The organism is Kitasatospora saccharophila, assembly GCF_039529925.1.
In the GTDB taxonomy this organism is placed as follows: Bacteria; Actinomycetota; Actinomycetes; order Streptomycetales; family Streptomycetaceae; genus Kitasatospora; species Kitasatospora saccharophila.
On the sequence record NZ_BAAANS010000008.1, the window covers coordinates 132026 to 143989 of the forward strand.

Annotated in this window: 9 protein-coding genes and 1 tRNA gene; 7 read left to right on the forward strand and 3 right to left on the reverse strand. The window is 70.6% G+C overall.

Annotated features, from left to right (window positions below; genetic code table 11):
- The first annotated feature begins 98 nt into the window (after positions 1–98).
- The gene (locus ABD345_RS08330) at positions 99–1046 is read left to right on the forward strand and encodes a LuxR C-terminal-related transcriptional regulator (RefSeq protein ID WP_344551271.1); all 948 of its coding nucleotides are present in this window, start codon (positions 99–101) and stop codon (positions 1044–1046) included.
- A gap of 68 nt (positions 1047–1114) precedes the next feature.
- On the opposite strand, the gene ABD345_RS08335 is transcribed toward ABD345_RS08330, so the two are convergent.
- Together ABD345_RS08335 and ABD345_RS08340 are read right to left on the reverse strand one after the other, a co-directional pair.
- Positions 1115–2368 (reverse strand): PTS transporter subunit EIIC, encoded by a 1254-nt coding sequence (locus ABD345_RS08335; protein ID WP_344551273.1) that lies wholly within the window; start codon positions 2366–2368, stop codon positions 1115–1117.
- Between the two features lie 267 nt (positions 2369–2635).
- Positions 2636–3925 carry a PTS transporter subunit EIIC gene (locus ABD345_RS08340; RefSeq protein ID WP_344551275.1) on the reverse strand — a complete coding sequence of 430 codons (1290 nt, stop codon included), beginning with the start codon at positions 3923–3925 and terminating at the stop codon, positions 2636–2638.
- A gap of 372 nt (positions 3926–4297) precedes the next feature.
- On the opposite strand from ABD345_RS08340, the gene ABD345_RS08345 reads away from it, so the two are divergent.
- The 4 genes from ABD345_RS08345 to rdgB all read left to right on the forward strand — a co-directional run bounded on the left by ABD345_RS08345 (position 4298) and on the right by rdgB (position 6528).
- A complete protein-coding gene (locus tag ABD345_RS08345; protein WP_014135942.1) occupies positions 4298–4531 on the forward strand; it encodes a PTS sugar transporter subunit IIB in 234 nt (77 codons plus the stop codon).
- Between the two features lie 119 nt (positions 4532–4650).
- Positions 4651–5376, forward strand: coding sequence for a ribonuclease PH (gene rph / locus ABD345_RS08350; RefSeq protein WP_344551279.1), 726 nt, complete (start codon positions 4651–4653; stop codon positions 5374–5376).
- Between the two features lie 89 nt (positions 5377–5465).
- On the forward strand, positions 5466–5894 hold the full coding sequence (locus ABD345_RS08355; protein WP_344551281.1) for a hypothetical protein: 429 nt from the start codon (positions 5466–5468) through the stop codon (positions 5892–5894).
- A gap of 28 nt (positions 5895–5922) precedes the next feature.
- The gene (rdgB, locus tag ABD345_RS08360; protein WP_344551283.1) at positions 5923–6528 is read left to right on the forward strand and encodes an RdgB/HAM1 family non-canonical purine NTP pyrophosphatase; all 606 of its coding nucleotides are present in this window, start codon (positions 5923–5925) and stop codon (positions 6526–6528) included.
- A gap of 70 nt (positions 6529–6598) precedes the next feature.
- Here the strand turns inward: rdgB and ABD345_RS08365 are convergent.
- A tRNA-Leu gene (locus ABD345_RS08365) sits at positions 6599–6682 on the reverse strand.
- 253 nt (positions 6683–6935) lie between these two features.
- On the opposite strand from ABD345_RS08365, the gene ABD345_RS08370 reads away from it, so the two are divergent.
- A complete protein-coding gene (locus ABD345_RS08370) occupies positions 6936–9290 on the forward strand; it encodes a glycosyl hydrolase family 18 protein (RefSeq protein ID WP_344551285.1) in 2355 nt (784 codons plus the stop codon).
- Positions 9291–9535: 245 nt separating this feature from the next.
- Entirely contained in the window at positions 9536–11950 is a 2415-nt protein-coding gene (locus ABD345_RS08375; RefSeq protein ID WP_344551331.1) for a chitinase C-terminal domain-containing protein, read from the forward strand.
- Positions 11951–11964: the final 14 nt, after the last annotated feature.

Sequence of the window (11964 nt, forward strand, 5' to 3'; positions counted from 1 at the left end):
GGCCGCGCCGGATCAGGCCATGGCCGCCACCGCCGCGGCCGTCTCGCATGCTGAAAACCACCGTCCGCCCCCCGGCCCCGGCCCTAGGCTCCCGGAGGGTGGAGACCAGCACCGCCCTGTACGCCCGACTGCTCGCCGAACCCGGCCTGCCGCTGGACTCCCTGCGCGACGAACTCGGCTGCGAGGAACGGGAGTTAGAGCAGGCGATCGGCGAACTGCGCGGCCTTGGACTGCTCCAGCGGACGACCGCGACGGTCAGCGGGGTGGCCGCCGTCTCGATCGACACCGCCGTTCGCCAACTGCTGGCCGACTCCGACCGCCGCTTCACCGCGCTGCTCGGCGAGGCCCGCCGCACCCGGGACCGGGTCGAGCAGCTGCACTCCCACTACCTGCCGCTGCGCACCGGCGCCGCCCACGAGCTGGTCCGCGGCGCCGACCGGGTCGCCGCGCTGCTGGAGGACGCCGCCCGGGCCGCCCGCACCGAGGCGCTGTCGCTGCGGCCCGGCCAGGACCAGTCCGAGAGCGGCCTGGCCGAGAAGCTCGCCCGCGAGCGGATCGCCCTGGCCCACCGGGTCGCGCTGCGCACCATCTACCCCGCCGCCGCCCTGAACCAGGGCCCGGTGCTGGCCCACGTCCAGGCGCTGACCGCGGCCGGCGCGCACATCAGGGTCGCGCACACCCTGCCGCTGTGGCTGATCGTGGTCGACGCGGGCCTGGCCGTCCTGCCCGCGCCGGGGGAGCCGCCGGGCAGCGCGGCGGTGGTGGTCCGCGACCCGGCCGTGGTCGGCGTGGTCCGCGAGCTCTTCGAGCACTTCTGGGCGTCCAGCTGGGTCCCGCCGGAACTGCTCGGCCGCACCACCCCCGACGACCGCCACCGCGAGGTGCTGCGGCTGCTCGCGGCCGGGCTCACCGACCAGGCGATCGGCCGCAAGCTGGAGATCTCCGACCGCACGGTGCGCCGCCTGGTCGCCGACCTGACCACGGCGCTGGGCGCGCAGTCCCGCTTCCAGGCGGGCGTGCACGCGGCCCGGCTGGGCTGGATCTAGGCCCGGGGGCGAGGGCGAGGGCGAGGGCGAGGGCGAGAGCGGGGGTGGGGCAGGGGCAGGGGCGGGGGCTACCCGTCCTCGAAGGCGTCCTCGTCCTCGCGGCCCGGCGTCTTCAGGTCGAAGCGCAGGATGACGAACCGGAAGAGCGTGTAGTAGACCACCGCGAAGCACAGCCCGATCGGGATGATCAGCCAGGGTGCGGTGGCCAGGTTCCAGTTCAGCGCGTAGTCGATGGCGCCCGCGGAGAAGGTGAAGCCGTGGTGCACCCCGAGCCCCCAGGTGACGGCCATGGACAGGCCGGTGAGCACGGCGTGCAGGACGTACAGGACCGGGGCGATGAACAGGAAGGCGAACTCGATCGGCTCGGTGATGCCGGTGACGAAGGAGGTCAGGGCGAGCGAGAACATCATGCCCAGGACGGCCTTGCGGCGCTCCGGGCGGGCGCAGTGGGCGATGGCGAGCGCGGCGGCGGGCAGGCCGAACATCATGATCGGGAAGAAGCCGGACATGAACTGGCCGGCGTGCAGGTCGTGCTGGAAGAAGCGGGTCTGGTCGCCGTGGAAGTCCTGGCCGCCGACGGTGTAGGTGCCGGCCTGCTGCCAGAAGAAGGTGTTGGCGAACTGGTGCAGGCCGAACGGCAGCAGGGCCCGGTTGATCAGGCCGAAGATGCCGGAGCCGAGCGCGCCCAGGCCGATCGCCCAGGTGCTGAAGCGGTCGACGAGGCCGCCGATCGGGCCCCAGCACAGGCCGAAGAGGACGCCCAGCGCGGTGCCGACGAAGGCCATCACGATCGGGACCAGCCGCCGCCCGTTGAAGAAGCCCAGCCAGTCGACCAGCCGGGTCCGGTGCAGCCGCTGCCACAGGATCGCGGTGAGCAGCCCGACCACCACGCCGCCGAGCACCCCCGGGTCCTGGTAGGTGGCCTCGATGTCCCGGCCGGGCAACTCCTGGTAGCCGGTCTTCGGGAAGGCGGTGAGCACCTGGTGGTAGGTGAGGAAGCCGACCAGGGCGGCGAGCGCGGTGGAGCCGTCGGACTTCTTGGCGTAGCCGATGGCGATGCCCACGCAGAACAGCAGCGGCATCCAGTCGAAGACGGCGTGGCCGGAGGCGGAGAACACCTCGGCGACCCTGGTCCAGCCGAGGCCCTGGTCGCCGAAGACGTCCTCCTTGCCGAGCCGCAGCAGGATGCCCGCGGCGGGCAGCACGGCGATCGGGAGCTGGAGGCTGCGACCGATCTTCTGGAGGGACGCGAAGACCCGGGAGCGCAGCTCCCGTCCGCCGGGTGCCGCCGCGGGCCGGGAGTTCTGCGCGGTCGTACTCATAGCGGTGGTTCCTCACGGCAGCGCGATCCTGGTCTAGACCACTTAAGGTCTCGTTCAGCTTTCTAGCACGGGCCGAACGGGCTCCGGAACCCTCTTAAGGTTCGCGGGGGACAAGCGCTGCGGAATCGAAACCTTGGGCCGGTTGACGCCGAATCAATTGACCTGGTGGTAACTCCTTTTGGATCGTCGGGAAACAAAGCCGCGCCCCCGGCGGGAATTCCTCCCGCCGGGGGCGCGGTGCGCGGCGCCGCGGCCGCTGAGCTGGGGTCAGGCCTTGGTCACGTCCTCGACCTCGTCGTCGTCCTCGCGACCCGGGGTCTTGAGGTCGAACTTGACGATGATGAAGCGGAACAGGAGGTAGTAGACCACCGCGAAGCACAGGCCGATCGGGATGATCAGCCACGGTTTCGTGGCCAGGTTCCAGTTGATGACGTAGTCGAGCAGGCCGGCCGAGAAACTGAAGCCGTCGTGGACGCCGAGCCCCCAGGTGATGGCCATCGAGGCGCCGGTGAGCAGGGCGTGGACGGCGTACAGCAGCGGGGCCACGTAGGCGAAGGAGTACTCGATGGGCTCGGTGACGCCGGTGACGAAGGAGGTCAGCGCGACCGAGAGCATCAGGCCGTAGATCTCCTTGCGCCGGTGCGGCTTGGCGGCCGCGGCGATGGCCATCGCCGCGGCGGGCAGCGCGAACATCATGATCGGGAAGAAGCCGGAGGTGAACTGGCCGGCCGTCGGGTCGCCCGCCAGGAAGCGGTTGATGTCACCGTTGACGACCGTGCCGTCCGGCTTGGTGAAGGAGCCGAACTGGAACCAGAGGAAGGTGTTCAGCAGCTGGTGCATGCCGATCAGCAGCAGGGCGCGGTTGGCGACGCCGAAGATGCCGGAGCCGCCGGCGCCCAGGTCGGCCAGCCACTGCGAGAAGTCGTTCATCCCGGTGCCGATCGGCTTCCAGACCCAGGCCATCAGCGAGCCGAACAGCAGGCCGACCAGGGCGGTGATCATCGGGACCAGGCGGCGGCCGTTGAAGAAGCCCAGCCAGTCGACCAGCCTGACCCGGTGGAAGCGCACCCAGAGCCAGGCCGAGAAGAGGCCCATCAGGATGCCGCCCAGGACGCCGGGGTTCTGGTAGACGGTGTTGGCCGCCTTGCCGCCGGCGAAGTCGACGCACTGGTTGCCCTTGAGCACGGTGGGCGCCGGGCAGTCCTCGGGGAACGCCTGCAGGACGGCGTAGTACACCAGGAAGCCGGCCACCGCGGCGAGCGCGGTCGAGCCGTCCGCCTTCTTGGCCATGCCGATCGCGACGCCGATGCAGAACAGCAGCGGCAGGCCGAGCGAGGAGTTGAGCAGCGCACCGCCCGCGGCGCCGATGGCGGTGGCGACGTTGTCCCAGCCGAGGCCGTCGGCGCCGAAGATGTCCGGCTGGCCGAGCCGGTTCAGGATGCCCGCGGCCGGCAGGACCGCCACCGGCAGCTGGAGGCTGCGGCCCATCTTCTGCAGGCCGCCGTAGAAGGTGTGCCACCACGTGGACTGGTGCGCCGTGGCGCCTGGTGAACTCATCGTCGGCCCTCCGCTGCCGTTCCCGTTCCCCGCTGGGGGCTCATCCGTGCGTGGGGCCAGGAACACCGGCGGACCGTCCTGCGTTGTCCCGAGTACACCTAGGATTGGTGTAGACCATTTCCGGGGCAGTGGCGGTCCGCGGGTTCGAGAACCCGATGATCGTCATCCTCCGGCGGCTCCGGAGAGGGCCGCGCGCGGAGATAGCCCGAAAGTGGACTAACGTGGCATATCGGTCGGAAACGGGTGATGCTGGTCGCGCCGTCGGAAGACGCGGCAAACTGATCCCCGGTCACCTCCGGCCGGCACCACCGCACACGCAGTACGGCACCCGGCGACCGACCGCCGAAGCGCCGAGACAGAGGGAGAAAGACCATGGCCAGCAAGGCTGAGAAGATCGTCGCCGGTCTCGGCGGAATCGAGAACATCGACGAGGTCGAGGGCTGCATCACCCGGCTGCGCACCGAGGTCCACGACGCCTCCAAGGTCGACGAGGCGGCGCTCAAGGCGGCCGGTGCCCACGGCGTGGTGAAGATGGGCACGGCCATCCAGGTCGTCATCGGCACCGACGCCGACCCGATCGCCGCCGAGATCGAGGACATGATGTGAGCTGAGCCCCCGCGGCCCGCTCCGCCCCGCACGGCCCGCCGCCGGAGACCACCGGCCGGCGGGCCGTCGCACGTGCGCCCCGGCCGGGGGCCGGGCACGGACCCGATACGCTCGGGGACATGTCTCGCATCGACGGCCGCACCCCCGACCAGCTCCGCCCCGTCACCATCGAACGGAACTGGAGCAAGCACGCCGAAGGCTCCGTCCTGGTCTCCTACGGCGACACCAAGGTGCTGTGCACCGCCAGCGTCACCGAGGGCGTCCCGCGCTGGCGCAAGGGCAGCGGCGAGGGCTGGGTCACCGCCGAGTACGCCATGCTGCCCCGGGCCACCAACACCCGCGGCGACCGCGAGTCCGTCCGCGGCAAGATCGGCGGCCGCACCCACGAGATCAGCCGGCTGATCGGCCGCTCGCTGCGCGCCGTCATCGACCACCGGGCGCTCGCCGAGAACACCATCGTGCTGGACTGCGACGTCCTGCAGGCCGACGGCGGCACCCGCACCGCGGCGATCACCGGCGCGTACGTCGCCCTGGTCGACGCGGTCTCCTGGGCGCGCGAGAAGAAGCTGCTGCGCGCCAAGGGCCAGCCGATCACCGGCGGCGTCAGCGCGGTCAGCGTCGGCATCATCGGCGGCGTCCCGATGCTCGACCTCCGCTACGAGGAGGACGTCCGGGCCGAGACCGACATGAACATCGTCTGCACCTCCGACGGCCGCTTCGTCGAGGTCCAGGGCACCGCCGAGGGCGCCCCCTTCGACCGCGCCCTGCTCGACCAGCTGCTCGACCTCGGCAGCCTGGGCTGCGCCGAGCTGGACGAGATCCAGCGCAAGGCCCTGGAAGCGTAGGGAACCGCGGTGGGCTGAACGGCCGTCAGGAAGGGTGGGCGGGCACCGGAGTGCTGTACAGGCACGCGGGCCGAGCCTTAACGTTCGGGGTGAGCCCGCACACCCTCCTGGAGGACTCGCCGATGCAGCAGCCGCTGAGCATCAACCGCACCACCGCGCTCGCCGTCGCCGCGCTGGCCCTGGTCCTGCCGTTGAGCGCGGTCAGCTGCTCCGCCGCGGAGAAGGCGCTCAGCTGCGCCAACACCGCGGTGCAGATCAGCACGCACGTGGCCCAGCTCGGCGACGCGTACAACAACGCCGACCAGGACCCGGCCGCCGCCGGGAGGGCGCTGCAGAACCTCAAGGGCGACGTGGACAAGCTCGGGCGCAACTCCAGCGACGCCGACCTGGCCAAGGCCGTCACCGACCTGCAGACCCAGCTCGACAACGTGCAGAAGGCCGTGGACGGCAACCAGACGCCCGACCTCGGGCCGCTGGGCAGCGCGGCCGGGCGGGTCAGCAAGGTGTGCACCGGCTGAACCGGGCCGCGGCACTAGGCTGGGCGGCATGACCAAGCGACTCGTTCTCGCCACCCGCAACCAGCACAAGGTCGCCGAGCTGCGCGACATCCTCGGCGCGGCCGGACTGGACGTCGAACTGGTGGGCGCGGACGCCTTCCCCGAGGTGCCGGACGTGCCGGAGACCGGGGTCACCTTCGCCGAGAACGCGCTGCTCAAGGCGCACGCGCTGGCGAGGGCGACCGGGCTGCCGGCCGTCGCCGACGACTCCGGGCTGTGCGTGGACGTGCTGGGCGGGGCGCCCGGGATCTTCTCCGCGCGCTGGGCCGGGCGGCACGGCGACGACAAGGCCAACCTGGACCTGCTGCTGGCCCAGCTCGGCGACATCGCCGCCGAGCACCGGGCCGCCTCGTTCGCCTGCGCCGCCGCGCTCGCGCTGCCGGACGGCACCGAGCGGGTGGTCGAGGGCCGGCTGCACGGCACCCTGCGCACCGAGCCGGCCGGGACGAACGGCTTCGGCTACGACCCGGTCCTGCAGCCGCTCGGCGAGAGCCGCACCTGCGCGGAGCTGAGCGCCGAGGAGAAGAACGCGATCAGCCACCGCGGCCAGGCGTTCCGCTCGCTGGCGCCGGTGGTCGCCGAACTGCTCGCGTAGTCGCGGCGGAAGCGTGAAGAGGCCCGCCCCGGGAGGATCCGGGGCGGGCCTCTTCACGCGTGAACGCCGGTGCGGCCTGAGGGACTCGAACCCTCACGAGATCTCTCTCACGGGCACCTAAAACCCGGGCGTCTGCCAATTCCGCCAAGACCGCCGATGTGTGACTCCCGCCATGCTACTGGCCCGTCGCACGGGCGTGCACCACCCTTTCGGGCGGTGGTTCGGGGCGTCCCGGCTTGTTCAAGAATTGGTACAGACCTATTGACCGGTGTGGTCCAGACCACGTACGTTCGCGCCGATCCGCGGAAATCCGGGTCCCGGGCGGTGCGCAACGGCCGGGCCCAGGCACGCCTTCCTCCCCCACGGCGCCCGGTCCCCCACCCCGGGCGCGAGCATTGGAGCGACCCATGCCCGAACGCGCCACAGCCGCGCGCTCCGCCGCCCGCACCGGGCGGCGTCCGCTGAAGGCCGGCACCGCGCTGGCGACCGCGACCGCCCTGGTGGCCGGTGCCGCCGGACTGGTCACCGCGATGGGCGGCGCCTCCTCGGCCGCCACCGTCAACCTGCTCGTCAACGGCGACTTCGAGAGCGGCACGCCGAGCGGCTGGAACTGCTCGGCCGGCCTCGGCTCGATCACCTCCACCGCCCCGCACGGCGGCACCAAGGCGCTGCAGGCGGCGGCCTCCGCGTCGGACAGCGCCCAGTGCTCGCAGACCGTCACGGTCAGCCCGAACACCACGTACAGCCTGAGCGGCTGGCTGAAGGGCAACTACACCTACCTGGGCGTCACCGGGACGGGCACCACCGACACCAACGCCTGGGGATCCAGCGCCGACTGGACCAACCGCAGCACCACCTTCACCACCGGTGCCTCCACCACCTCGGTGACGGTCTACACCCACGGCTGGTACGGCCAGGGCACCTACTACGCGGACGACCTGGTCCTCACCGGCCCCGGCGGGTCGGGCTCCAGCAGCCCCTCGGCGAGCGGGAGTTCGAGCGCGAGTGCCAGTGCGAGTGCCAGTGCGAGCGCCTCGGCCAGCGCGTCCTCGTCCGCCTCCCCCTCCGGGTCCGCCTCGGCCTCCGCCTCGCAGAGCGCCTCGCCGTCGGCCAGTGCCTCCAGCACCGGGACGCCGGGCGGGGACGGGGTGGTGACCACGCCGACCGGGCTGACCGCGAGCGTGGCGGGCACCGCGGTGACGCTGAAGTGGAACGCCTCCACCGACAACGCGCAGAACGGCAACAGCGCGGTCTACCGGATCTTCACCGGCGGCACCACGGTGCAGACCGCGACCTCGATGGGCACCGCGGTCACCATCTCCTCGCTGCTGCCGAACACCTCGTACTCCTTCACCGTGCAGGGCTACGACAAGGACGGGCACAGCAGCGGGTTCACCGCGCCGGTGACCGTCACCACCGGGGCGGCCCCGACCGGCGCGCTCAAGTCGGCGTACTTCGCGCAGTGGGGCATCTACGGGAACAAGTACTACCCGTCGACGATGGCCGCCACCGGCGCGGCGAGCGGGCTGAACACGATGACCTACGCGTTCGCCAACATCAACCCGTCCACGCTGAGCTGCTTCGAGACCATCAAGGCCGCGGACACCAACGACAACAACCCGAGCGCCGGCGACGGCGCGGGCGACGCGTTCGCGGACTACCAGAAGGGCTACACCGCGGACATCGCGGTGGACGGCACCACCGACGCCTGGACCCAGCCGCTGAAGGGCAACTTCAACCAGCTGCGCGAGCTCAAGGCGAAGTACCCGAACCTGAAGATCACCATGTCGCTGGGCGGCTGGACGTACTCCAAGTACTTCTCCGACGCGGCGGCCACCGACGCCTCGCGCAAGAAGCTGGTCTCCTCCTGCATCGACATGTTCATCAAGGGCAACCTGCCCTCGATCCAGGGCGACGCGACCGGCGGCGCCGCCGCGGCGATGGGCATCTTCGACGGCATCGACATCGACTGGGAGTACCCGGCCTCCGCGGGCGGCCACACCGGCAACCACTACGCGGCCGCCGACACCGCCAACTTCACCGCGCTGCTGGCCGAGTTCCGCAACCAGCTGGACGCCTACGGGCAGACCGTCGGCAAGAAGTACCTGCTGACCGCGGCGCTGCCGTCCGGCCAGGACAAGATCGCGCTGCTGCAGACCGACCAGATCGGCAAGTACCTGGACTACGGCAACGTGATGTCCTACGACATGCACGGCGCCTGGGACGCGACCGGTCCGACCAACCTGCAGGACCCGCTGTACGACAGCCCGAACGACCCGAGCAACCCCGTCGCCCCGGGCACCCAGAGGTACACCGTGGACAACGCGGTCAACGCCTACCTGAACGGCGCCCCGGCGTACGGGATCAAGGGCGGCTTCCCGGCCAAGAAGCTGGTGCTGGGCGTGCCGTTCTACATGCGCGGGTGGACCGGCGTGCCGGCCGGCTCGAACTACGGCCTCTACCAGAGCGCGACCGGCCCGGCGGGGGCGCAGGGCACCAGCCAGACCGCCGGCGTGGCGTTCTGGAAGGAGCTGGTGGCGGCCGGCAAGACCACCGGTTCCTCGGTGCACTGGGACCCGACCACGCAGAGCTCGTGGATCTACGACGGCACCAACCTGTGGACCGGTGACACCCCGCAGGCCATCGCGGCGCGCGGCTCGTACGCCACCTCCAAGGGCCTCGGCGGCATCTTCGCCTACTCGCTGGAGGCGGACGACCCGTCCGGAACCCTGGTCAACGCGATGACCGGCAGCATGAAGTAGCGTCAACTTTCCTTAGGGAGGGCCGGATCGTCCGAGTGCGGACGGTCCGGCCCTTCATATCAAGTTGGTACAGACCTGTTGACGTGGATGGTCCAGACCTTTTAGGTTCGGCGGAACTTCCCCCACAGGTGCGCGGCTTCCCACGGCCGTGCGCACGACACTCCCTCCAGGAGGACCGAGTGTTGATCCGAAACAAGGCGGAGCAGCGTCCCACCGCTGCGGGCCGCCACCTCAAGGGCCGCAAGGTGGCGTTCGGCGCCGCCGCGGCCGCGGGGCTGGCGGGCCTGCTGATGGGCACGCTCGGCGTCGCCCCGTCCGCCGCCGCCGTCGACAACCAGGCGTGCCGTCCCGACGGCATGTACACCACGCCCGGCGTCGACGTCCCGTACTGCAACGTCTACGACACCAGCGGCCGCGAGCAGATGGGCGCCGACCACCAGCGCCGCGTCATCGGCTACTTCACCAGCTGGCGCACCGGCAAGGACGGCACGCCCGCCTACCTGGTGAACAACATCCCCTGGGACAAGGTCACCCACCTCAACTACGCGTTCGCGCACGTCGCCTCGGACAACACGCTGTCCGTGGGCACCGACGGCCCGAACAACGCCTCCACCGGGATGACCTTCCCCGGCGTGGCGGGCGCGGAGATGGACCCGGCGTACTCGTACAAGGGCCACTTCAACCTGCTCAGCAAGTTCAAGAAGCAGTACCCGAACGTCAAGACCATGGTCTCGGTCGGCGGCTGGGCCGAGACCGGCGGCTACTTCGACGACTCGGGCAAGCGGGTCAACTCGGGCGGCTTCTACTCGATGACCGTCAACGCGGACGGGTCGGTCAACCAGGCCGGCATCAACACCTTCGCGGACTCGGCCGTCACCTTCATCAAGAAGTACGGCTTCAACGGCGTCGACCTCGACTACGAGTACCCGACCTCGATGAAGGACGCGGGCAACCCGCTCGACTACAGCATCAGCAACGCCAAGCGCGCCTCCCTGATGAAGGGCTACGCGGCGCTGATGAAGACCATGCGCGAGAAGCTCGACCGGGCCTCCGCCGCCGACGGCAAGTACTACCTGCTGTCGGTCGCCGCCCCGTCCTCGGGCTACCTGCTGCGCGGCATGGAGACCTTCCAGGTCACCCAGTACCTGGACTACGTCAACATCATGTCGTACGACCTGCACGGCGCCTGGAACAAGTACGTCGGCCCGAACGCCGCGCTGTACGACGACGGCAAGGACGCCGAGCTGGCGGCCGCCAACGTGTACGGCACCTCGCAGTACGGCGGCATCGGCTACCTGAACACCGACTGGGCCGTGCACTACTTCCGCGGCGCGATGCCGGCCGGCCGGATCAACCTCGGCGTGCCGTACTACACCCGCGGCTTCCAGAACGTCCAGGGCGGCACCAACGGCCTGTGGGGCACCTCCTCCACCACCAACTGCCCGGCCGGCTCCGGCCTGACCACCTGTGGTGACGGCGCCGTCGGCATCGACAACATCTGGCACGACCTGGACGACAACGGCAAGGAGTCGCCCGCCGGCTCCAACCCGATGTGGCACGCCAAGAACCTGGAAGCGGGCGTCGTCCCGGACTACCTGTCCAAGTACGGCGTGACCGACACCGCGCTCAAGGGCACCTACGCCCGCAACTACAGCTCGTCGCTGGTCGCGCCGTGGCTGTGGAACGCCGACAAGAAGGTCTTCCTGTCGACCGAGGACGACCAGTCGATCGGCGCCAAGGCCGACTACGTGGTCAACCAGGGCGTCGGCGGCGCGATGATCTGGGAGCTGGCCGGCGACTACAAGTGGGACGCCACCGCCAACGGCGGCAAGGGCGAGTACGTCCAGGGCAACACCATGACCTCGCTGCTGTACGACAAGTTCAAGTCGGCCTCGGCGTACGGCGCGACCCGCTCCACCATCGCGCTGCCGCAGCAGACCCTGCCGATCGACGTGTCCTTCACCGACTTCGCGCTGGGCGACAACAACTACCCGATCAACCCGAAGATCCACATCGTCAACAACTCGACCACCACCCTGCCGGGCGGCACCGAGTTCCAGTTCGACTACTCGGTCTCCGCGCCCGGCAACGCCGCCGACCAGTCCGGCTTCGGCTCCAAGGTCATCCGGGCCGACCACACCGGCAGCAACGTCGGCGGTCTGAAGGGCACCTACAACCGCGTCTCGCTGAAGCTGCCCACCTGGCAGACGCTGGCGCCCGGCGCCTCGGTGGACGTCGCCTTCGTCTACTACCTGCCGGTCTCCACCCCCGCCAACTGGACCGTGAACGTCGGCGGCACCCTGTACGGCATCAAGGGCGACTTCACCCGCGGCGCCACCGCGGCCACCGCCTCGCCGTCGGCCAGCGCCTCCGCGTCCGCCTCGCAGTCGGCCTCGCCGTCCGCGTCGGCCAGCGCCTCGGCCTCGCAGTCGGCGTCCCCGTCGGCCTCGGCCTCCGCCTCGCAGTCGGCCTCGCCGTCCGCGTCGGTCACCGCCGGCACCTGCTCGGGCGCCCCGAGCTGGGTCGCGGGCACCGCCTACGCCACCACCACCAAGGTGTCGTGGAAGGGCCACTACTACCAGAACAAGTGGTGGACCACCGGCGAGGACCCCTCGCTGAGCGGCGCCTGGGGCGTCTGGACGGACCTCGGGGCCTGCTGAGGCTGATCCCGAGC

Bases quoted from the DNA above. Each gene is read 5' to 3' on its own strand.
- ABD345_RS08335 (WP_344551273.1), bottom strand. From the start codon at position 2,368: ATGAGTACGACCGCGCAGAACTCCCGGCCCGCGGCGGCACCCGGCGGA.
- ABD345_RS08340 (WP_344551275.1), bottom strand. From the start codon at position 3,925: ATGAGTTCACCAGGCGCCACGGCGCACCAGTCCACGTGGTGGCACACC.
- ABD345_RS08345 (WP_014135942.1), top strand. From the start codon at position 4,298: ATGGCCAGCAAGGCTGAGAAGATCGTCGCCGGTCTCGGCGGAATCGAG.
- rph (WP_344551279.1), top strand. From the start codon at position 4,651: ATGTCTCGCATCGACGGCCGCACCCCCGACCAGCTCCGCCCCGTCACC.
- rdgB (WP_344551283.1), top strand. From the start codon at position 5,923: ATGACCAAGCGACTCGTTCTCGCCACCCGCAACCAGCACAAGGTCGCC.
- ABD345_RS08370 (WP_344551285.1), top strand. From the start codon at position 6,936: ATGCCCGAACGCGCCACAGCCGCGCGCTCCGCCGCCCGCACCGGGCGG.